Source organism: Janthinobacterium sp. 13 (assembly GCF_002749695.1).
Lineage (GTDB): Bacteria > Pseudomonadota > Gammaproteobacteria > Burkholderiales > Burkholderiaceae_D > Janthinobacterium > Janthinobacterium kumbetense.
Genome location: NZ_PEEQ01000001.1, coordinates 4,024,615 through 4,046,252, shown reverse-complemented (window position 1 = coordinate 4,046,252; position 21,638 = coordinate 4,024,615). Strand labels below are relative to the sequence as shown.

The window sequence follows — 21,638 nt, the reverse complement described above, 5'->3', positions numbered from 1 at the left end:
TTCCTTATGACAATTGCACGATGCGCTGTTCGCGCCACGACACGGTGGCCGCCTCGGCCAGTTCCAGTGCCTTCAAGCCATCGTGGACGGTGGTGCGCAAGGGCGCGCCATGGGCAAAGGCCTCGAAAAAGTGCGCCATTTCGCTGGCGTAGGCGGCGCGGTAGCGTTCCAGGAAAAAGTCTTCCGGCTTGTCGACGCTGACGTTCACCGAACCGTAGGCCGTCACTTCCGTCGGCTTGTGGTTGCCCGCCTGCAGCATGCCGGCGCTGCCCAGCACTTCGAAGCGCTGGTCGTAGCCATAGGCGGCGCGGCGCGTGGTATTGATCTGGCACAAGCGGCCTTGTGCCGTGCGGATGGTCACGGCCGTGCAATCGAGGTCGCCCACCGCGCCGATGGCGGGGTCGACCAGGCAGCTGCCCGTCGCGTGCACGCTGACGGCTTCATCGTCGAGTATCCAGCGGAAAATGTCGAAATCGTGGATCAGCATATCCTTGAAGATGCCGCCCGATACCTGGATGTAGCTGACGGGTGGCGGGCCGGGATCGCGGCTGGTGACGATGAGCAACTCAGGCGTGCCGATCTCGCCCGCTGCGATACGCTGCCTGACGGCGGCAAACGTGGGGTCGTAGCGGCGCTGGAAGCCGATCATGCACAGCACGCCCGCTTCCTTGACGGCAACGGCGGCGGCGCGCGCACGCTCCAGGGTCAGGTCGACGGGTTTTTCGCAAAAGATGGCCTTGCCGGCGGCCGCTGCGCGCACGATCAGGTCCGCATGCGTATCCGTGCTCGACGCGATCAGCACGGCCTTGACTTCGGGGTCGGCCAGCACCGCTTCCACGCTGGCGACGCTGGCGCCATGCAGGGCCGCCACTTCCGCCGCCGCGCCCGCATGCACGTCGACCACGTATTTCAGGCGCACGCCAGGCTGGCGCACCAGATTGCCGGCGTGAATGCGGCCGATGCGCCCGGCGCCGAACAATGCCACTTGAATCATTTCCATCTCCTTGATAGTCGGGATAATGCTGCCCGGAAATGCACACGTGTGCATTTCCGAGCAAAAAAGGTTAAAACAGGTGGATGACGCCCAGCATCACACCGCTGAGCTTGGCACCCTTCTTGGTGGCGGCGAAGGCATTGCCGCCAAACGTGTAGTTGGCGTTCCTGTCGTTATTCGTTTGCGTATAGTAGGCGTAGACGGTGCTGCGCTTGGACAGGTAATACTCGTAGCCCAGGGTGGCCTGCTTGGCGCCGCTGTCGTCGCCGCGCACCAGGGTGGTCGCCTTGATGGTCACGCTGCTGCCGTTGGGCGCGCTGCCGGACACGTCGCCTGCCACGCCGAACCTGCCGATGAAGGAACCGCCGCCCGCCTTGTAGGCGCCCGTGATGGTGAAGTAGTCGCGCTGCAAGTCGCCGCCGGCCACGTCATACACCATGCGGTTCCAGGCCACGCCCACGTCGCCGCCGCCGAAGTTGTAATTGCCCACGGCGCGGAACATCTTTTCGCTGAAGCCGGGACGCAAGTCCTTGTGCTTTTCATAGCCGACGGCGCCCTTGATGGGGCCGTTCACGTATTGCACGATGCCCGAATAGATGCGGTCGCCGTTCGATGCCTCGTTTTCGCTGGCGCGGTAAATCGTGGCGCTGAAGCCTTGCAGCACGGGCGTGCGGTAGCTGACGGCGTTCGAACTGCGGCGGTTGAAGCCTTCTCCGCCCAGCTGGGAGATGTTGGCGTCATCCTGGATGCCTTCGCCCACGAAACGGTTGGTGTAGCCGTTGATCTGGCGAATCGGCGTGGCGAAGCGGCCCAGCGCGATACGGCCATAGGCAGGGTTTTCCAGCCCGACAAAGGTATCCTTGCTATTGATGGCGCCCGTTCCATCGTCCAGCTTGGCATTGCCCTCGATCTGGAAGAAGGCCGTGTTCCCATTACCCAAGTCTTCCCTTCCCCTGAAGCCGATCTTCGAGGAATTGTCCGATACGCGAGAAATGGATTCGCCATTCGGCGCCGTGGCCGAGCTTGACGTTTCGATACGGTCGAAGCCCGCATGGATGCGGCCGTACACGACGACGCTCGATTCGGCCAGCACGCAGCCTGGCACGGCCAGCAAGAATACGGCGGCGATCTTGTTCAACTGCATGGTGTTCATCTCGTTTTTCATCCCGTTTTTCATTTTGTCTCCTGCTTGTTTTTATGGTGGTGGATTACTCATGATGCTCAACAGTGTGTTGCCACTCCGCGCGTCCCTCGCCGGACGCCTGTCCTCCCTTTCAATAAGATGTGCTCAGGCACAGCGCGGCAAGGCCAGCGCTGCCAGTTGCGGATACAGGCGGGGGCCGCCCACCAGGATGGGATTGCCCTTTTCCAGGCCGTTATCGGCCAGGAAATCATTGCAGCGCCCGCCCGCCTCGTTGACGAGCACGATGCCGGCCAGGCAATCCCATGAATTGATGTGCGGCTCGAAATAGCCGATCAGGCGCCCGGCCGCCACATAGGCGATCATCAGCGCGCCGGAACCGTTGCGGATGAACATGCCGCCCTCTTCCAGCACGTCGAGCAGGAACGGTAAAAAAGTATCGGTGCCCACGCGGTGCGAAAAGCCCACGCCCAGCACGCCGCCCTGCAGGCTGGCCACGTCGTTGACGCGCAGCCGCGTTTCGCCGGCCTTCGCCGCCACGTAGGCGCCCTGCCCCTGGCAGGCGTGGAACAGCTCGTCCGCATTCGGGTCGTACACGGCGCCGATGGCCGGCTTGCCGTCGACCAGCACGCCAATCGACACGCACCAGGCCAGCATGCCGTTGACGAAGCAGGCCGTGCCGTCGATGGGATCGATGACCCACACGCAGCGCGCGTCCGACGCCCCGCCGCCCCGCTCCTCGCCCACCACGGCGTCGTCAGGAAAACGCGCGGCGATTTGCGCACGCACATAGTCTTCCACCATGCGATCGGCGATACTGACCATGTCCTGCAAGCCCTTTTCCTCGATCACCAGTTCCGTGCGGCGGTGAAACATGCCCAGCGCAATCTCGCCCGCCTGGCGGATGATGTGCCGGGCGTAGGCATAGCGCTCCAGGGTGGCCGCGTCGGCCAGTACCGCTGCCTGTGTCATATCTGTCATGCTTGTCCTCCAATGATGGCTGCGCCATGTTCGTGTACGGTCATGGCGACCGATGTGCCTTGCGTGAAAACCTGGCTCAAGTCGTGCGAGACGGCAAACAGTTCGCCGACCGGCGTGTCGAGCGTGTATTGCATTTCGCGTCCCAGGTAGGTGGCGCGTGCCACGCGCACCACCATGGCGCTGTCGGGCTGCGCGGGCGACAGCAGGATCGCTTCCGGACGCACGGCGAAACTCGCTTCGCCGCTGCGCTGGCTGCGGCATGGCAGACGCAGCCGCAACTTGCCCATGACGCAGGTGGCCTTGCCGTCGGCCACCGCTTCGATCACGCCATCGACGATGTTCGCGTTACAGATGAAGTCGGCGACGAATTTGTCGGCCGGCGATTCGAACAGCTCGTGCGGCGTGCCCTTTTGCGCGATCACTTGCCGGTTCATCACGATGATCTGGTCGGAAATGGCCAGCGCCTCTTCCTGGTCATGCGTGACATACACGGCAGTCAAGCCCAGCTTGACCTGGATGTCGCGGATCTCGTCGCGCACGCGGCGGCGCAGTTTCGTGTCGAGGTTCGACAGCGGTTCGTCCAGCAGCAGCACCTTGGGCTGCAGCACCAGTGAGCGGGCCACGGCCACGCGCTGCTGCTGGCCGCCCGACAGTTCGTTGGGGAAGCGCGCGGCGAAGTCGGCCAGCCCCACCAGGCGCAGGCTTTCCTGCGCCCGTTCCACGGCGCGCGGCTTGGTTTCACCAGACACGATGAGGCCGTAGCACACGTTGTCGAGCACCGTCATGTGCGGAAACAGGGCGTAGGACTGGAACACCATGCTGACGTCGCGCTCGGCGGCCGAGGTCAAGGTGACATCCTCGCCAGCCAGCAAGATGCGCCCGGCGCTGACGCGTTCCAGGCCGGCGATCAGGCGCAGGGTCGAGGTCTTGCCGCAGCCGCTGGGGCCCAGCAGGGTGACCATGGTGCGCGGCGCGATGGTGAACGACACATCGTTCACGGCCAGCGCCTTGCCGTAGCGCTTGGTGACGCCATCGAATTCCAGCGCGGCAAGCTCTGTTGCTTGGGTAGTAAAGTGGTTCATGCGTAGCTCTTTTCCAGGTTGGGAACGGCGGCCGACAGCGTTTTTTCGGCGCTGACGCGGCGAAGGCGGCGCTTGCCGACCAGCAAATGGATCAATTGGATGCACAGCAGGATGACGACGATCAAGACCGTGGCGTAGGCAATCGCCGTGCCGTAGTTGCCGTTCGACACCAGGCCGATGATGTAGGACGTGGCCATGTCGTAATCGGCGCTGACGAGGAAGACGACGGCCGAGATCGACGTGATCGAACGCACGAAGCCATACACGAGGGCCGAGGCGATGGCCGGGCGCAACAGCGGCAGGATGACCTTGCGCATGGTGGTCCAGCTGCTGGCGCCCAGGGTGATCGAGGCCTCGTCCAGGCTGCCGTCGAGCTGGCGCATGGCGGCGATGCCCGTACGCAAGCCCATCGGCATGTTGCGGAAGACAAAGCACAGGATCAAAATCGTCGCCGTGCCCGTCAACTCGATGGGCGCCGAGTTGAACGCCAGGATGTAGCTGATGCCGATGACGGTGCCGGGAATGGCAAAGCTGAGCATGGTGCCGAACTCGAACGCGCTTTTCAGGGCGAATTGCTGGCGCACCAACAGCCAGGCCGAGAGGATGCCGACAAAGGCCGTCAAGGGCGCGGCGATGGCCGAAATCGTCAAGGTGGTGAACAGCGACGGCCAGGCCTGGCCCGTCCAGTGCCAGCCGGAAGCGCCCGCCGTGATGCCGAAAGCGTCGATGTAGTGGCGCAAGGTGAAGGCATTGTCCTGGCCCCAGTTATTCACGAAGCCGCCCGCCACCACCGTGCCGTAGATCAGGGCCGTGAAGGCGAACCATGGCAGGGCGATGGTCCACAGCATGGTTTTCAGGCGCGGGTTGAGCGAGGCGTGGCCGCCATGGTCGGCCTTGCCCGTCACCGTCACATACGATTTCTTGCCCAGCCACAAGTTCTGGATGAAGAAGGCGCCCACGGCAAAGGTCAGCAGCACGATGGCCAGGGTGGCGGCGCGACCCTGGTCGTTCGAGGCGCCCACCACGGAAAAGAAGATTTCCGTCGACAGCACGTGGAAGTTGCCACCCAGCACCATCGGGTTGCCGAAGTCGGCCATGCTTTCGATAAAGCACAGCAAAAAGGCATTGGCGATGCCGGGACGCATCAAGGGCAGCGACACCTTGACGAAGGTTTGCCAGCTGCTGGCGCCCAGGGTGCCCGACGCTTCTTCCAGCGAAGGGCTGACGCCCTCCACCACACCAATTAATGTCATGAAGGCAATCGGCGCAAAGGCCAGCATCTGCGACAGCCACACGCCCGTCATGCCGTACAGCCAACGGCTCTGCTCGATACCGAACAGGTCGCCGACGAGGCCAGTGATGGCGCCGTTGCGGCCGAACAGCAGGATCAGGGCCAGGCCCAGCACGAAAGGCGGCGTGACGATGGGGAGTATCGTAATGGCGCGCATCGGGCGCACCCAGCGGCCATTGGTGCGCGTCACCAAGAGGGCGAACACGAGACCGAGGAAGGTGGCCGACACGCCCGTCAGCAGCGCCAGCGCCAGGGTATTCCAGGCCACGCCGCAGCGGCCGGGACCGGACACGCAATTGAGGCTCCAGATGCCGGGGTCCGCCAGGCGGCGCGCCAGAGCGGCGGCGCCCGTGCCGCCATCGTCCATGGGCTGGCCGGCGCTGACGAGGATCAGCGCGACGGGGAACAGCACGAACAGGGAGATCAGGCAAATGATGAGGCCGATGGCGCCGGCCACGAAGGCGTCGCCGCGGCACACGCCGCAGGCGGCCGCGCCCGAGGTGAGGAGGAACAGCAGGCACAGCGCCAGCAGCAGCGCGCCGAAGCCCAGGCCCGTGCTGGCGGCCAGTGGCCCCCAGCCCAGCCATGCCAGCCACAGCATGCCGGCGCCGCCGATGGCGATCTGGCCCAGGCCCAGGGTCTTGCGGTGAGGATTGCCGGCTACCAGGGCGGCGCTGGCGGCGATCAGGGCGAAGAACACGCCCAGTGGCCAGGCGCCGAACGACAGCAGGTGCAGCACGGCCGGTGCGCCACGGTCACTGAAGAACTGGCCGTCGCGCAACCATTCGCCGGCAAACAATCCCGCTTCCTGTTGCTGCCAGGGCAACAGGCACAACGCTGCCAGGGCGGCCAGCAGCCAGCCGTAAAATATCTTTTTCATGAGGTCTCTATCCAGCTAAGTAGACCCGCCGGCATGGCCATTGCGGCATGCGGCAGGTTCGGTACGATGACAGTCTTTACGCCTTAATTGCCGGCCGAATAAATCTGTGTCGTCCAGCGTTGCAGCAAACGCTTGCGCGTGTCCGAGGCGCCATACTTGGCGAAGTCGTAGTTGATGGTCTTGATGTTTTCCAGGCGGGGCGAGGCGGCGGGAATGGTGGCGGCCACGTTGGACGGGATCTGGAACGCCAGCGCTTTCACGGCTTCGCTCTGCACGTCCGGACGCAGGGCGAATTCATAGAATTTCTTTGCCTGCTCCATGTTTTTCGCGCCCTTGACGATGCTCATGGAGCCGATCTCGTAACCCGTGCCTTCGCAGGGCGGCAAGACTTTCACGGGAAAGCCGGCCACGGTGAGCTTCATCAGGTCATGCATGAAACCGATGGCCACGCCCGCTTCGCCACGGCCCACGTCCTCGCCGGGCGCCACGCCCGCGTTCGGATACTTGCTGACGTTCTGGCCCATTTTCGCCAGGAAATCGAAGGCTTCCTCTTCGCCGAACAGCTGCACCACGGTGGCCAGCGCATTGTAGGCGGCGCCCGAGGAGTTCGGGTTGGCCATCTCGATCTCGCCCTTGTAGGCGGGCTTGACGAGGTCTTTCCAGCATTGGGGCGGCGGCAGGTTTTTCTTCTTCAGCACGTTTTCGTTGTAGGCCAGGCCCAGGATGCCGATGTAGATGCCGACGGTGCGGTACTTGGCCGTCTCGGCCTGCTTGAGCGCCCACGGCTGCAGCTTGGGCAGGGTGGGCGACTTGTATTCTTCCGTATAGCCTTCGGCGGCCGCTTGCAGGTGCGGGTCGCCCGTGCCGCCCCACCAGATGTCCGATTTCGGGTTGGACGCTTCGGCGCGGATCTTCGCATAGGCCTCGCCGGCGCTCTTCCTGATCATCGATACCTTGATCTTGCTTTCCGCCTCGAAGCGGTTCTTCATCAGCTGGCACCACTCCATGTCGGCTGAACACAGCACGGACAGGCGTTCCTCGGCGGCCATGGCCGTCATCGGCAGGGCCAGGCTTATAGCAATCGCAACATTGCGCATCTTCATCGTCTCACTCCAAGTTTGTTGTCGTTGTGGTACTTCAGACCGCACCGCTATCTTGCGGTGTCACTGTCCCGGGATGTGCTTTTTCAAGACTTGCACTGCATTGCACACGTGTGCACACCTTACCACCAGCCGATTTTGACTGTCAACAAGAATCTCGGCAGGCGGGCGGCGTGGTGTTTTACCGACAAAAAAAGCCGCCAGCGTTGCAGCTGGCGGCTTTCGGGACCGGTGGGGTCAGAGGGGTGTTACTGCCAGGCTTCCTTGCCCGCGCGTGGCTTGCCCACCATCAGCAGCGCGCCCAGGGTCAGCACGGCTGCCAGCGACAGGTAATAGCCCACGTATTGCAAGCCATAGTTCGTGGCCAGCCAGGTGGCGATGTACGGCGCCAGCGAGGCGCCCAGGATGCCGGCCAGGTTGAACGTCAGCGACGCGCCCGTGTAGCGCACTTCGGGCGGGAACAGCTCGGACAACATCGTGCCCAGCGGTCCGTAGGTCATGCCCATCAGGCCCAGGCCGACGGCCATGAAGACCGTCACTTCCCACGTCACGCCCGAACCGAACATGGGCGCGAGCACCAGGCCGAAGATGGCGATGGCGACGGAGACCCAGATCAGGGTGGCGCGGCGGCCGCGGCGGTCGGCCAGCACGGCCGAGAATGGAATCGTGAGGGCGAAGAACAGCACGGCAAACAGCTGCACGACGAGGAATTCCTTGCGCGTGAAGCCCAGCTTGGTCGTACCCCAGCTCAGCGCGAACACAGTCATCAGGTAGAACAGCACGAAGGTGGCCAGGGCGATGATGGTGCCCAGGAACAACATGCGGCCATGCTGGCGGAACACGGTGGCTACCGGCAGTTTGACGACCTCGTTCTTGTCGATGACTTTCTGGAAGTCCGGCGTTTCCGTGATCTTCAGACGCACGTACAGGCCGACGATGACCAGCAGCGCGCTGGCGAGGAACGGGATGCGCCAGCCGTAGCTGAAGAATTGCTCATCGGTCATGGTTTCGCTCAGCAGCAGGAAGATGCCGCCCGACAGGAAGAAGCCGATCGGCGCGCCCAGCTGCGGGAACATGCCGTACCAGGCGCGCTTGCCCGGTGGCGCGTTTTCCGTGGCCAGCAGCACCGCGCCGCCCCACTCGCCGCCCAGGCCCAGGCCCTGGCCGAAACGGCACAGCGCCAGCAGCAGCGGCGCCAGGGTGCCGATGGCGGCATACGTCGGCAGCAAGCCGATGATGACGGTGGAAATACCCATGGTCAGCAAGGCGGCCACGAGGGTGGCCTTGCGGCCGATGCGGTCGCCGAAGTGGCCGAACACGGCCGAACCGATGGGACGGGCGAAGAAGGCGATGGCGAACGTGGCCAGCGACTGCAGCACGGCGGCCGACGGGTCGCCGGCGGGGAAGAACAGTTTCGGGAACACCAGCACGGCGGCGGTGGCGTAGATATAAAAGTCAAAGAACTCGATGGTGGTGCCGATCAGGCTGGCGAACAGCACCGTGCCGGGGGAATTTTTCTTGGGGGGGGTGCTCATTTACTGCGCTCCTTGGGGAGGGTGTCTAAAGGCCATTCTCTGGATGTTTTTTCAGGCAGCAGCACAGCACGTTGTCTCCGTGTCGTTCGCATATCATAGCCTTGCGTGCATGCATTTGCTGCGCATTTGCTATTAAATTTGCAAACAAAAAACAACGGTTTTAGTTGCCGTAGCGAACTGCCGGCAACGCGCGCTAACGCGCCGTGATCAGTGCTGATTTAGAGAAACAACGGTCGTGCGCCATCCGGTTACCCGGGGCACGGCAGGAAAGGCGTCAGGGGATGGGCGACGTGCATCAGGCCCGGCGTATCGCCAGGCATTCCGTACCAGACCCGCGCGTCGGCATCGCGGCATCGGTCATTTGTGGTGAATCCTTGCCTGCGGCCCCTCCGGGTGGAGCGGGCCGGCGATGATCGCGCCTGCATCACGAAGGATGCGGTTGATCTTGCTGTAAGCGGCTTATGATACGCGCAGTGGTGCGGTGCGGCAAGAAATGATGGAAACCGCCTACGCGTCGATCAGGGCGAACGCCTTGGCGATCTCCGCGCTGTCGAGCGGGCGCACGAGGCGCGCCACTTCCTGGCCATCCTTGAGGAAAATCAAGGTCGGCCACAGTTTCACCCGGAACGAGCGTCCCAGGGCGCGGCCGGGGCCGTCTTCCACGCGCAGGTGCGGCACCTCGGGGTGCTGCGCAAAGGCGGCGGCCAGCGGCGCCTGAGTGGCGCGGCAGTGGCCGCACCAGCCCGTGCCGAATTCCAGCAGGGCCGGCCCTGCCAGGGCGTCGATCCCGGCGCGCGTGGGTTGCGCCACAGCATACGTGTCATTCATCATGCCAGTCTCCTTGACAACTTAGACCACTTTCACGCGCAAGGTCTCCAGGCCATCGATGGCCCCCACCAGCTCGTCGCCGCGCTGCACGGCCGCCACGCCGGCCGGCGTTCCCGTGTAGATCAGGTCGCCTGGCTGCAAGGTAAAGTAGGTCGACAGGTCGGCGATGGTTTCCGCCACATTCCAGATCAGCATGTCGATGCTGCTGCTTTGCCGCAGCTCGCCATTCACGTGCAGGGTGATGGCGGCATGGCTGACGTCGCCCGCCTGCGCGGCCGGCGTGATGGAACCGATGGGCGCCGAGTGCTCGAACGCCTTGCCCGTTTCCCACGGACGGCCCTGCTTTTTCGCCGCACCCTGCACGTCGCGGCGCGTCATGTCCAGGCCGATCGCATAACCCCACACGTGGCTCAGCGCATCGGCCACGCCGATATCGCTGCCGCCCTTGCCGATAGCCACCACCAGTTCCATCTCGTGCTGGAAATCCTGCGTCTGCGCCGGGTACGGCAACTCGCCCGTCGTGCCGGCAGGCACGGGCAGCACGGCGTCGGCAGGCTTCATGAAGAAAAACGGCGCCTCGCGGCCCGTATGGCCCATTTCCTTGGCATGGTCGACATAGTTGCGGCCCACGCAATAGATGCGGTGGACGGGGAAAGTATCAACGCTGCCGCTGACGGGAACGCTGGGCTGGATGGCTGCGGCAATGACATACGACATGGAAACTCCTGATCGGCACGATAAAAAGGCGGTGATGAAAAAGGGGACACCGCAGTGTCCCCTTATTTTACGGCAAGCTTACTTCAGCAGTCCCGAGCGGCTCGGATCCGGCATGCGGATGGCGACGATGAAGGAAATCAGGCACATGATGGTCACGTACCAATAGAAATACTCTTCCACGTGCCAAGCCTTGAACTGCAACGCCACGTATTCGGCCGAACCGCCGAACATGGCGTTGGCGACCGCATACGACAGGCCCACGCCCAGCGCGCGCACTTCGACGGGGAACATTTCCGCCTTGATCAAGCCGCTGATCGACGTATAGAAGCTGATGATGGCCAGCGCGATGATGATCAGGCCAAACGCCGCGTACGGGCTGGTGATGTCTTTCAAGGCATGCATGATCGGCAACACGCACAGGGTGGCCAGGCCGCCGAAGAACAGCATCGAGGTGCGGCGGCCGATGCGGTCCGACAAGGCACCGAACACGGGCTGCAAAATCATGTAGACCAGCAAGGCGCACGTCATGACGGCGCTGGCCGTCTTGGTATCCATGCCGGCCGTGTTGACCAGGTATTTCTGCATGTAGGTGGTGAACGTGTAGAACACGAGCGAGCCGCCGGCCGTAAAGCCGAGCACGGTGATGAAGGCGCGCTTGTGCTTGAGCAAGCCGCGCAGGCTGCCAGCGTCCTTGTCCTTGCGCTCGCTGGCGGTGGTCGTTTCCGTCAGGGATTTACGCAGGTTCAGCGACACGAGGGCCGCCAGGGCACCGAAGACGAACGGGATGCGCCAGCCCCAGGCACGCAATTCTTCCAGGGTCAGCAATTGCTGCAAGACCACCAGCACCAGCAAGGCCAGCAACTGGCCGCCGATCAGGGTCACGTACTGGAACGAGGCGAAGAAACCGCGCTTGCCCGATTCCGACACTTCGCTCATATAGGTGGCGCTGGTACCGTATTCGCCGCCCACGGACAAGCCCTGGAACAGGCGCGCCACCAGCAGCAGGAACGGCGCAAAGGCGCCGATGGTTTCATACGTGGGCAGCACGGCGATCATCAGCGAGCCGCCGCACATCATCAGCACGGAAATCATCATCGACTGGCGGCGGCCGTATTTGTCGGCGATGCGGCCGAACAGCCAGCCGCCCACGGGACGCATGAGGAAGCCGGCGGCAAAGATGCCGGCCGTCTGCAGCAGCTGCGTCGTCGGGTTACCAGAAGGGAAGAAGGCGTGCGAGAAGTACAGCGCGCAGAACGAGTAAATGTAGAAGTCGAACCATTCGACCAGGTTACCGGAGGAAGCGCCAATGATGGCCTTGATGCGCTGCTGGGATGTCAGCTGCGCAACGTCATGCGGAGTATCGTGGGATGTCATATCAGTCTTCTTGTTCGTGTGAAAAAGCCAACGCCAGCCGGGTTGCCCTGGCTGGTTTTGCATCATACGCCCTTGATCAGGGTCAAAAAGCCGGCCGGCATACGCGTTAATACGTATCGCCGGCAACTTTTTTCACCTGCAGGCGGGCGGAATCAGACCCGTTCCAACACCAGCGCGATGCCCTGGCCGATGCCGATGCCGCATCTTGTGTCAGTGCACAGTGCACAGTGCATGGTGCCTGCCCGGACGCGCTGGAGGTCAGACCCGTTCCAGCACCAGCGCGATGCCCTGGCCCACGCCGATGCACATGGTGCACAAGGCATAGCGCCCGCCCGTGCGGTGCAGCTGGTTGACGGCCGTCATGGCCAGGCGCGCGCCCGACGCGCCCAGCGGGTGGCCCAGGGCGATGGCGCCGCCATTCGGGTTCACGCGCGGGTCGTCGTCGGGTAAACCCAGCTGGCGCAGCACGGCCAGGCCCTGGGCGGCAAACGCTTCGTTGAGTTCTATGACGTCGAAGTCGGCCAGGGTCAAGCCCGTCATGGCCAGCACTTTCAGGGTGGCGGGCGCGGGGCCGATGCCCATGATGCGGGGCGCCACGCCGGCCGTCGCCATGGCCACGACGCGGGCGCGCGGCGTCAGGCCAAAGCGGGCCGCGTTGGCTTCATCAGCCAGCAGCAGGGCCGCGGCGCCATCGTTGACGCCGGACGCGTTGCCGGCCGTGATCGTGCCATCCGCGCGCACGACGGGCTTGAGTTTCATCAAGGTTTCCAGGGTGGTGGCGCGCGGATGCTCGTCGCGGGCAACGATGACAGGGGCGCCCTTCTTCTGGGCGATGCTGACGGGGCAGATTTCACTGTCGAACACGCCCGCCTGCTGCGCCGCCAGCGCTTTCACCTGGCTGGCCAGGGCAAACGCATCCTGATCAAGACGGCTGATGCCGAAGTCCGACGCCACGTTTTCCGCCGTTTCCGGCATCGAATCGACGCCGTACTGCGCCTTCATCAAGGGATTGATGAAGCGCCAGCCGATGGTCGTGTCTTCCATTTTCATGCCGCGCGAAAACGCGCTGTCCGCCTTGCCCATGACAAACGGCGCGCGGCTCATGCTTTCCACGCCGCCGGCGATCAGCAAGCCCGCTTCGCCGCTCTTGATGAAGCGGGCGGCGCTGCCGATGGCGTCCAGGCCCGAGCCGCACAACCGGTTCAGGGTGGCGCCCGGCACGCTGTCGGGCAGTCCCGCCAACAGGGCCGCCATGCGCGCCACGTTGCGGTTGTCCTCGCCCGCCTGGTTGGCGCAGCCGTACAGCACGTCCGTGACGGCGTTCCAGTCCACGTTGGGATTGCGCGCCAGCAAGGCACGGATGGGCACGGCGCCCAGGTCGTCGGCGCGCACGCCGGCGAGTCCTCCGCCATAGCGGCCAAACGGCGTGCGCTGGGCGTCGCAAATGTAAGCATGGGTCATGTTCTTTCCTCCAAGAAAGTGTATTGAATGGGCGGTGAATTAACGTCCGTCCGTCAGCGGCACGGCCGTCAACGCTTGCAACTGCTCGAAACTCAAGCCGTCCACCAGTTCGACGACCGTGGCGCCGGCGGGCGACAGGTCGAGCACGGCCAGGTCGCTGTAGATGCGGCTGACGCAGGCGATGCCCGTCAGCGGATACGTGCATGCCTGCACCAGCTTGCTTTCACCCGTCTTGGTCAGCAATTCCATCATGACCCAGGTTTTTTTCGCGCCGATGGCCAGGTCCATGGCCCCGCCCACGGCGGGAATGGCGTCGGGGGCACCCGTGTGCCAGTTGGCCAGGTCGCCCGTGGCGGAGACTTGAAACGCGCCCAGCACGCAGATGTCCAGGTGGCCGCCGCGCATCATGGCGAAGCTGTCGGCATGGTGGAAGTAACTGCCGCCGGCCAGGAGGGTGACGGGTTGCTTGCCCGCATTGATCAGGTCGTAGTCTTCCTCGCCCGGCGCGGGCGCGGGGCCCATGCCGATCACGCCGTTTTCGCTGTGCAGGATGATGTCCGCGCCGGCCGGCAAGTGGTTCGCCACCAGGGTCGGCAAGCCGATGCCCAGGTTGACGACATTGCCTTCATGGATGTCGGCCGCCACGCGGGCCGCCATTTGATCTCGATTCCATTTATTCACTTGATATTCCTCAGGCAGCTTTGAAGCCGGCGGGGCCGGTGGCCGTGCGCGGCACTTGCACCAGGCGCTGCACGAACAGGCCCGGCGTGATGACGTGCTCGGGATCGATGCTGCCCAGCTCGGCAACTTCATGCACGGAAGCAATGCTGACTTTCGCGGCCATGGCCATGATGGGGCCGAAGTTGCGCGCTGTCTTGCGGTAAGTCAGGTTGCCCCAGCGGTCGCCCTGCTCCGCCTTGATCAGCGCGAAGTCGGCGTGGATCGGCGACTCGAACACATACATGCGGCCGTCGATCTCGCGCGTTTCCTTGCCCTTGGCCAAGTCCGTACCGTAACCCGTGGGCGTGAAAAAGCCGCCGATGCCGGCGCCGGCGGCGCGGATGCGCTCGGCCAGGTTGCCCTGCGGCACCAATTCCAGCTCCAGCTTGCCCGCGCGGTACAGCGCGTCGAACACGTGGGAATCGGCCTGCCGGGGGAACGAGCAGATGATCTTGCGCACTTGCCCGTTTTTCAGCAGGGCGGCCAGGCCCGTGTCGCCATTGCCCGCATTGTTGTTGACGATGACGAGGTCGCGCGCGCCCTGGGCGATCAAGCCGTCGATCAGCTCGGCCGGCTGGCCCGCGCCGCCGAAGCCGCCAATCATGACGGTGGCGCCATCGTGGATATCGGCCAGCGCATCAAGCACGCTGGAACGCAGTTTGTCGATCATTGCCTGTCTCCTCCCAATCAAACTCATCAGACATTTGTTCGCATAACGAACAAATATTCGTATTTAGAACTTATTCGTGAGAATATGCCTGATCGGGGCGCTTGTCAATTTGCCGTTTTCGCCGGCGCCATGGCTATAATTGCCACCTTGACCAATTGGAATCGCCATGACCGCACGCAGCAGCACGCCCCTTTCCGCCGAAGAAACCCTCGATGCCGACGGCGCGCCCCGTCCTGGCGACAGCTATGTGCAATCGTTCGCGCGGGGCCTGGCCGTGCTGCGCAGCTTTGGCGCGGACGCGCCGCAACAGACCCTGAGCGAAGTGGCGGAGCGGGCGCAGCTGACGCGTGCGGGCGCGCGGCGCATCCTGCACACCTTGTTGCATCTTGGCTACGTGGAAGCGGATGGACGGCTGTTCCGCCTGACGCCGAAGGTGCTCGACCTCGGCTATGCCTATTTGTCGTCGCTGCCCGTGTGGACGCAGGCGCAGCCGCTGCTGGAAGAATTGATGCAGACCTTGCGCCAGTCGTGCTCGGCCACCGTGCTCGACGGCGACGACATCGTGTATGTGGTGCGCCTGTCCGCGCACCGCACCATGTCGATCAACCTGGGCATCGGCAGCCGCCTGCCTGCCTACTGCACCTCGATGGGACGGGTTTTACTGTCGGGCCTGGCACCCGAAGTGCTGCGCGAACGGCTGTCGAGGATGGCGTTGCTGAAAATCACGCCGGCGACCAAGGTCGATATCGACCTCTTGATGGAAGAGATTGCGCAAGTGCGGCGCCAGGGCTGGTGCCTGGTGCAGGAAGAGCTGGAACAGGGCTTGATCGCCCTCGCCGCGCCCGTGTTCGACCGGACCGGCAAGGTGGTGGCGGCGATCAACGTCAGCGGCCAGACGGCGGGACCGTCCGTGGCGCACCTGCTGGAACACAGCTTGCCGAAACTGCTCGACACGGCAAGCCGGGTCAGCGCCCTGGTGCGGGTGCAGCAGTAGCGCTTATTGCTTGAACCTTATTTCTTGAATTTGGCGCACGGGTCCGGGCGCGGTTGCGCGGGCATCGTTTGCGTCAAGTCAAACGTGCCCTTGTAGCCGCTGCCGCCCTGCTCCAGGTAGCCGATGCTGCGCACGTTCAGCTGCGGGTCGGCCAGCTTCAGCCAGCGGGGCACGCCGATATCCTTGCGCACGTGGTCGTTGCCGGCGATCAACACCACGTCGCGCGGCGCCTGGTCGCGGATCAGCTTGGCCATCCAGATATCGCGCGCTACCTGGGCGTTGACGACACCTTTGATCATCATGTCGGGCAGCATATTGCAGCGGGCCGCCTGGACTTCCTTCTCTTGCCCGTCCAGGATATCGGCCGGCACGGGCGCGGCCAGGTACGTGGCCACCATGGCGGGCGGCATGGCCCACTGGATGCCGTCGCGCACGATGCGCGAGGCATCGGCGGGCGACAGGTTGCCGGCAACCAGACTCAGCTGATAGCTGACGACGAGGTCCAGCACGGGCCGGTACAAACTCCAGTCCCAGCGCGGCTGTTCCATCACGCGGATGATGCAGTCGGGGTCGGCGCAATCGCGCGCGGCGCGCGTCAGCAAGGCCTGGTTTTCGCGGTCGAACTGTTCCATGACAATCACGGGACGCCAGCCGGTCGCCAGGCGGCGACGCAATTCCTCGACGCGCAGGCGCTGGCCTTGCGCATTGTCATGGACTTCGCCCAGCAGCAACACTTGCGGATTGGGCAAGGTGTCGGCCACGGGCAAGGGAGCGGGCGGAGCCTCTTTCTTCAGCAAGCTGCCGCAGGCGGCCAGCGCCAGCACGCTGCACAACAGGGCGGCGCGCGCGCCGGCGCGGAAAATCACGGTTTTCATGTCAGGCGGGTATCTTCAAGTGGCGATGCGCCAGATTGTACCGTCTCAGGCCGGCGCCGGCAGCTTGCGGCGCTCCAGCACTTCAAAGACAAGCATGCCGGCCAGCATGGCGCCGGCAAACAGCCACGCCTTCGGCTGGCCCGCCAGCAGGGAGACGAGGGCGGGGCCGGGACAGAAACCGGCGATGCCCCAGCCCGCGCCAAAGGCCAGGCTGCCCAGCAGCAAGCGCCGGTCGATGCGCCGCGATACTGGCAATTGCATGGGTTCGCCCAGCAGCGCCGTGCTGCGCCGCCGCGCCAGCCAGAAGGCGGGCAGGGCCACGCCGATGGCGCCGCCCATCACCAGCGCCAGCGACGGGTCCCAGGCGCCGGCCAGGTCGAGGAAACCGAGCACCTTGGCCGGGTTGCCCATGCCGGAAACGATCAGGCCCAGGCCAAAGACGAGGCCGCTCAACAGGGAAAGGATCAGCTTGCTCATAAGCTTGCTCACAGATGGCGCAACAGATAGACGGTGAGGAAACCGGCCGCCATGAAGGCGATGGTGGCCGCCAGCGAACGCGGTGACAGACGTGACAGGCCGCACACGCCGTGGCCGCTGGTGCAGCCGGCGCCATAGCGCACGCCCACGCCCACCAGCAAGCCCGCCACGATCAGGGCGGGCGTGCCCGCATCGATCCGCACGGGCGGCAAGGCTTGCCACAGCGAATACAGCAAGGGCGTGCCGACCAGGCCGGCAAGAAAGGCGATGCGCCAGCCCAGGTCGCCACGGCGCGGCCGCAGCAAGCCGCCCACGATGCCGCTGATGCCGGCGATGCGGCCATTGAACAGGATCAGCAGGGCCGCGGCCAGGCCGATCAGCATGCCGCCTGCCAGCGAGGCCCACGGCGTGAAATGCTGCCAGTCGATGTGCATGGAAATACTCAGTCCGCTTCGTCGTTGAACGTGGGGCGCGGCGCGCAAAATTGCGCGTACAGCACTTGCAGCACGGCCAGCACGGGCGCGCTGGCGACGCGGTAATAGATCTGCTTGCCGTCGCGCCGCGTGGCCACCAGCATCTCTTCGCGCAGCACGCCCAGTTGCTGCGACAGGGTCGGCTGGCCGATGCCCACTTTTTGCTCGAGGTCGCTGACGCAATGCTCGCCCTGCGATAGCTGGCACAGCAGCATCAATCGGTCGGCATTGCCCATGGCCTTGAGCAGCGAGCTGGCCTTGTAGGCCGAGCCACGCATGGCGTCGAGGTTGTATTCGGCGTGTTGTGTTGCGACTGTCTCCATCGTGCCCTCCCACAGGCGGTCATATTGATCATCATGCGATAAACAATATACTAATCAATATACTGTTTTCCTGCTGGCGATTCGCACAAAAAAACAACAGTGTTTTTCGGCGATAGCGTGCTCATGCGAAGTGTGCGGCAGCGATAGCCATCACGCTATCAAAATGATAAATATTCGTAATTTAAAGTAAATAAGCGTAGCAAAATTGCCACGATTTGTGCTGTAATAAGAGCTCTTCAGAAAAATCGTGATACGCCCCCGTACAGGCGCATTGTCCGTCCAGGCGCAGGCCGGTTTTCGACCGCACCGCACGGTGAACCAGGGAGTCAAAGATGAAGTTACTTCAGCCGCTAGGCATGGCCATGCTGGCGCTGTCGGCGTGCGCCGGCAGTGCGGCGGCCAGCCCTCCGCCCACGACACACGCCCAGGTCGTGAGCGACGACAGTCTCGGTTTCACCAGCACTGCCGACAATCCCGGCTGGGACACACCGGACTTGCCGTATGCGCGCCTGCTGGCGCAGGGCACCATGCTCAACGCGGCCCCGCGCTGGAGCAGCACCGGTGCGCGCCAGGGCGCACTGCCTCCGTCCGCAGCCGCCACGGCCCCGGCCGCGCAGCAAACGAACGTGCCGCCGCCCGTGCCCGAAGCGAGCATGGTCTCGATGTTGCTGGTGGGACTGGGCTTGCTGGCCTTTAGCATGCACGGTGAAAAACAGGAAAAATTCGATAGCTGACCCTATTCCGGCAGCCGATGCCGCTGCCTTAAAAAAAATTCCGCCTTGCGCGGAATTTTTTTGCCTGCCGTGCCTGGGTTGATGCTCACTTGATGCTCACTTGTCCAGCAAGCGGCAAACCCGTTCGATATTACCCACAGGAATGCCCGACTTCAGGGCGCGCGCGATGCAGGCCGCCTTGTCCGTGCCCGAGGCGGAAATGAGTACGAAGGCCGTGCCCAGGACGCTGACGGCGACCAGCAATATCAGCACGCCCTTGACGATCTCCCAGTTCATGGCACGTCAGCAATCTCATACGTGAAAGCATAATAATGCTTGCCCTCTTCGATGCGGATGGCCAGGCTGCCCGACAACCCTTGCAATTGCCCCGTCCCCGTATCGGGCACCACCGTCACCGACAAGGCGGGCGCGCCGCGCGTCATCGTGCCGCTGTGCTGCAAATAAAAACTGCCGTGACGCCCGTCCAGCGTGCCTTCCACCCGCTCCAGCGCCACATAGCCTGCCGAGCCGGCCACGCTGGCGCGCGCGCTGAGCATCTCGCCCCGCGCACTGGCGTCGAGGGCGCCGTGGTAGCGTTTGTCGAGCGACAGGCGTCCCAGCCCCGATTGCGCGGCCGTGTCCGACAAGGTTTCCGGGGTGATGGTGACGTCGAATGTACCGTGAATGGAAGGCATCAGTACTCCTTGGAAAATGAAGAGGTGGCGGCCGCCTCCGGCCCGTTCAGCAGCACATGCAATTTTTGCATGGTGGCCCAGTTGCGCGAGGTGACGCCATCGCCGAGCAGCACGCCCAGCGCCGCCACCACCTTGCTGGCCAACACGCCATCGGGACACCAGGCATACGCGGCCCAGCGCCCCAGGACCAGCGCTTCCGGCTGCCACGGCCGCTGCGCCAGGGGCGCCAGGCGCTGCATGTCGGCCGGATTGTTCAGCACCAAGGTCAGCAGACGGGCCGCATCGGCCGCCGGCGCCAGGGTGTTTTGTTCGATCAGTTCGGCAAACTGGCTGGCCGACAGCACCGTCACCCGGGCCGCCACGCCCAGTTTCAGCACCAGCGCTTCCTCGATGCGGGCAGCGGCGTCGGCCGGCGCGACCTTGCCCCCGTCATACACGACGTTGCCACTGTTGAGCACGGTACGCACCTGCGCAAAACCCAGGTCGCCCAGCAGCTTGCGCAGGTCGGCCATGGCCACGCGCTTGGCGCGGCCGACATTGATCCCGCGCAAAAGCGCCACTTGCTGACTATTTTCCATCTGCGCCATGTGTTGTCTCCTTGCCTATGCCTGGCCGGCCGGAACGCTGGCGGCGCCTTCCGGCAATGGCGTCACCTTGGGCAGGCGCAGCAGGAACGTCGCGCCCTGCCCCAAGGTGCTGCTGACCGTGATGGTGCCGCCAAACTGCTTGGCAATCAAGTTGAATACGATATTCAAGCCCAGCCCCGTGCCGCCCTGTCCGCGCCGCGTGGTGACAAACGGGTCGAACACGCGGTCGAGCATGTCGGGCGCGATGCCGCGGCCATTGTCGCGCACCTGCATGGCGATCCAGTCGTTGTCGCCGTGCACGCCGATATGGATGTGGCCGTCCGTATCCGCATCGAAGGCGTGCTCGACGCAGTTCAGGACCAGATTGGTCAGCACCTGCGCCAGCGCGCCCGGATAGCTGTCGAGCATGATGCCGGGCGGGCAATCGATATCGATGCGGATGCGCGTCTTTTTCAAGGTCGGCTGCAGGCTCGAGATGACTTCGCCGATATAGTCGCGCAATTCGAACAAACGGCGCGCTTCGCTGACCTGGTCGACGGCGATCTGCTTGAAGCTGTGGATCAGGTGCGCGGCGCGGTAGGCATTGTTCATGATCAGGCGTGCGCTTTCGCCGGCCGTTTCCAGGTAGCGCACGATATCGGTCTTCTTCACGCTGCCGCCCGCCACCGCCGCGCTGATGCCATCGGTGGCTTCCTTCAGCACCGAGGCGCTGGTCAGCGCGATGCCGACCGGGGTATTGATTTCATGCGCCACGCCCGCCACCAGGCTGCCCAGCGAGGCCAGGCGTTCCGACTGCAGCAACGATTCCTGCGCCCGGCGCAACTCGTCCATGGCCTGCGCCGTCTCCTGCTGCGAGCGGCGCGCCATGTCTTCCGCCTCGCGGCTGCCCTCGATGATGGACTTGAGCTTGCGCTGCACGGCATTGAAGCCGCGGATCACGTCGCCCAGCTCGTCGCGCCGGTTTTCCGGCAGCTCTTCGACGTCATCGCTGCCGCGCGTGGCCAGGTCGAACAAGCCGTCGCGCAACTGTTTCAAGGGGCCGAAGACGATGCGCAGGCTCAGCGCCAGGGCGCCCACCAAAATGATGTCAAGTAGCAACACTTCCAGCACCTTGCGCCGCACTTCGCCGCGCAGGGCCGCATCGATCTGGGCACGGCTGAAATTGACGATGACCTTGCCGACGATCACCGGCTTGCCGCCCGTGGCCGCGGCCACGGCGTCGCGGAACACCAGCGGCGCCTCGACGGGCGTGCCGCCCATGGCCACGTCGGAGGTCAAAGGCACCAGGGTGCCGGCCGCATCGCGCACTTCGCCCGCGAACAGGCCGACGGAGGCGTCGTAGACGCGGATGCCGACCAGTTCCGGCGGCAGCATTTCGGCCGCGACGATGCTGTCGACCTTGGATTTGTCGAGGTCCCACAGGGCGGACGGCAAGCTGGTCTGCAAGCGCGTCAGCACGCCGCTGCGCAGGCGCGCGCTGCCCGATTCGAGTTCCTTGCTCAAGGTATATTGGGTATAGCTACCCGAAATGCCCAGCACCAGGGTGACGATCACGACAAAAAGCAGGGTCAGCCGGACTTGGATACTCACCATCAATCAACACTCCCCGGGCCAAGCCGCCAGCCCGCGGCGCGGGCGCAGTGACGTCAGCGGACAACAGCCTGAATCAAATGTACGGTATGACATGCTTATTGGCAAGATTTACAGCAATGCCGTTTTCCACCAGG

At 64.1% G+C, this 21,638-nt stretch carries 23 protein-coding genes; 2 read left to right on the top strand and 21 right to left on the bottom strand.

The genetic code is table 11. The features are described 5' to 3' along the window. Positions 1-4: 4 nt before the first annotated feature. From iolG to CLU94_RS17700, 13 genes are all read right to left on the bottom strand, one after another. Positions 5-994 carry an inositol 2-dehydrogenase gene (gene iolG, locus CLU94_RS17760; RefSeq protein ID WP_099666582.1) on the bottom strand — a complete coding sequence of 330 codons (990 nt, stop codon included), beginning with the start codon at positions 992-994 and terminating at the stop codon, positions 5-7. 70 nt (positions 995-1,064) lie between these two features. Further along, positions 1,065-2,171, bottom strand: coding sequence for a porin (locus CLU94_RS17755; protein WP_099666581.1), 1,107 nt, complete (start codon positions 2,169-2,171; stop codon positions 1,065-1,067). Between the two features lie 111 nt (positions 2,172-2,282). Beyond that, on the bottom strand, positions 2,283-3,116 hold the full coding sequence (locus CLU94_RS17750) for an inositol monophosphatase family protein (RefSeq protein ID WP_099666580.1): 834 nt from the start codon (positions 3,114-3,116) through the stop codon (positions 2,283-2,285). After that, on the bottom strand, positions 3,113-4,198 hold the full coding sequence (locus CLU94_RS17745) for an ABC transporter ATP-binding protein (RefSeq protein ID WP_099666579.1): 1,086 nt from the start codon (positions 4,196-4,198) through the stop codon (positions 3,113-3,115). The genes CLU94_RS17750 and CLU94_RS17745 overlap by 4 nt, the downstream gene beginning before the upstream one ends. Then, complete coding sequence (locus CLU94_RS17740; RefSeq protein ID WP_099666578.1) at positions 4,195-6,369, bottom strand: ABC transporter permease; 2,175 nt, start codon at positions 6,367-6,369, stop codon at positions 4,195-4,197. The genes CLU94_RS17745 and CLU94_RS17740 overlap by 4 nt, the downstream gene beginning before the upstream one ends. An 83-nt stretch (positions 6,370-6,452) precedes the next feature. After that, positions 6,453-7,472 (bottom strand): ABC transporter substrate-binding protein, encoded by a 1,020-nt coding sequence (locus CLU94_RS17735; protein WP_099666577.1) that lies wholly within the window; start codon positions 7,470-7,472, stop codon positions 6,453-6,455. 245 nt (positions 7,473-7,717) lie between these two features. After that, positions 7,718-9,004 (bottom strand): MFS transporter, encoded by a 1,287-nt coding sequence (locus CLU94_RS17730; protein ID WP_070290424.1) that lies wholly within the window; start codon positions 9,002-9,004, stop codon positions 7,718-7,720. Between the two features lie 507 nt (positions 9,005-9,511). Further along, entirely contained in the window at positions 9,512-9,835 is a 324-nt protein-coding gene (locus CLU94_RS17725) for a thioredoxin family protein (RefSeq protein ID WP_099666576.1), read from the bottom strand. A gap of 18 nt (positions 9,836-9,853) precedes the next feature. Further along, positions 9,854-10,549 (bottom strand): fumarylacetoacetate hydrolase family protein, encoded by a 696-nt coding sequence (locus CLU94_RS17720; protein WP_099666575.1) that lies wholly within the window; start codon positions 10,547-10,549, stop codon positions 9,854-9,856. 78 nt (positions 10,550-10,627) lie between these two features. Further along, positions 10,628-11,923 carry an MFS family transporter gene (locus CLU94_RS17715; protein ID WP_099666574.1) on the bottom strand — a complete coding sequence of 432 codons (1,296 nt, stop codon included), beginning with the start codon at positions 11,921-11,923 and terminating at the stop codon, positions 10,628-10,630. A gap of 258 nt (positions 11,924-12,181) precedes the next feature. After that, positions 12,182-13,384 carry a 3-oxoadipyl-CoA thiolase gene (pcaF, locus tag CLU94_RS17710; protein WP_099666573.1) on the bottom strand — a complete coding sequence of 401 codons (1,203 nt, stop codon included), beginning with the start codon at positions 13,382-13,384 and terminating at the stop codon, positions 12,182-12,184. Between the two features lie 39 nt (positions 13,385-13,423). Further along, positions 13,424-14,065: a 3-oxoacid CoA-transferase subunit B gene (locus CLU94_RS17705; protein WP_099666572.1), complete on the bottom strand. Its 642-nt coding sequence runs from the start codon at positions 14,063-14,065 to the stop codon at positions 13,424-13,426. A gap of 10 nt (positions 14,066-14,075) precedes the next feature. Next, a complete protein-coding gene (locus CLU94_RS17700) occupies positions 14,076-14,774 on the bottom strand; it encodes a 3-oxoacid CoA-transferase subunit A (RefSeq protein ID WP_077408447.1) in 699 nt (232 codons plus the stop codon). Positions 14,775-14,940: 166 nt separating this feature from the next. On the opposite strand from CLU94_RS17700, the gene CLU94_RS17695 reads away from it, so the two are divergent. Further along, the gene (locus tag CLU94_RS17695) at positions 14,941-15,768 is read left to right on the top strand and encodes an IclR family transcriptional regulator domain-containing protein (RefSeq protein ID WP_099666571.1); all 828 of its coding nucleotides are present in this window, start codon (positions 14,941-14,943) and stop codon (positions 15,766-15,768) included. Between the two features lie 17 nt (positions 15,769-15,785). Here the strand turns inward: CLU94_RS17695 and CLU94_RS17690 are convergent, their stop codons facing one another. From CLU94_RS17690 to CLU94_RS17675, 4 genes are read right to left on the bottom strand one after another with little or no spacing between them, the layout of a single operon-like run. Then, a complete protein-coding gene (locus CLU94_RS17690) occupies positions 15,786-16,643 on the bottom strand; it encodes a ChaN family lipoprotein (RefSeq protein WP_099666570.1) in 858 nt (285 codons plus the stop codon). Between the two features lie 45 nt (positions 16,644-16,688). After that, entirely contained in the window at positions 16,689-17,120 is a 432-nt protein-coding gene (locus tag CLU94_RS17685) for a YeeE/YedE family protein (protein ID WP_099666569.1), read from the bottom strand. 8 nt (positions 17,121-17,128) lie between these two features. After that, complete coding sequence (locus tag CLU94_RS17680; protein ID WP_099666568.1) at positions 17,129-17,554, bottom strand: YeeE/YedE family protein; 426 nt, start codon at positions 17,552-17,554, stop codon at positions 17,129-17,131. A gap of 8 nt (positions 17,555-17,562) precedes the next feature. Continuing rightward, positions 17,563-17,916, bottom strand: coding sequence for an ArsR/SmtB family transcription factor (locus CLU94_RS17675; RefSeq protein ID WP_035822023.1), 354 nt, complete (start codon positions 17,914-17,916; stop codon positions 17,563-17,565). 332 nt (positions 17,917-18,248) lie between these two features. Between CLU94_RS17675 and CLU94_RS17670 the strand changes: the two genes are divergently transcribed. Continuing rightward, on the top strand, positions 18,249-18,650 hold the full coding sequence (locus tag CLU94_RS17670) for a hypothetical protein (protein ID WP_143451460.1): 402 nt from the start codon (positions 18,249-18,251) through the stop codon (positions 18,648-18,650). 96 nt (positions 18,651-18,746) lie between these two features. On the opposite strand, the gene CLU94_RS17665 is transcribed toward CLU94_RS17670, so the two are convergent. Genes CLU94_RS17665 through CLU94_RS17650 form a run of 4 tightly spaced genes read right to left on the bottom strand, consistent with a single transcriptional unit; the run spans position 18,747 to position 21,504 of the window. After that, on the bottom strand, positions 18,747-18,926 hold the full coding sequence (locus CLU94_RS17665; protein WP_099666566.1) for a hypothetical protein: 180 nt from the start codon (positions 18,924-18,926) through the stop codon (positions 18,747-18,749). Then, positions 18,923-19,324 (bottom strand): DUF3224 domain-containing protein, encoded by a 402-nt coding sequence (locus CLU94_RS17660; RefSeq protein WP_099666565.1) that lies wholly within the window; start codon positions 19,322-19,324, stop codon positions 18,923-18,925. The genes CLU94_RS17665 and CLU94_RS17660 overlap by 4 nt, the downstream gene beginning before the upstream one ends. Continuing rightward, positions 19,324-19,911: a DUF1697 domain-containing protein gene (locus tag CLU94_RS17655; RefSeq protein ID WP_099666564.1), complete on the bottom strand. Its 588-nt coding sequence runs from the start codon at positions 19,909-19,911 to the stop codon at positions 19,324-19,326. Before CLU94_RS17655 ends, CLU94_RS17660 begins: the two co-directional genes overlap by 1 nt. Positions 19,912-19,926: 15 nt before the next feature. Then, complete coding sequence (locus CLU94_RS17650) at positions 19,927-21,504, bottom strand: sensor histidine kinase (protein WP_099666563.1); 1,578 nt, start codon at positions 21,502-21,504, stop codon at positions 19,927-19,929. Positions 21,505-21,638 lie beyond the last annotated feature (134 nt).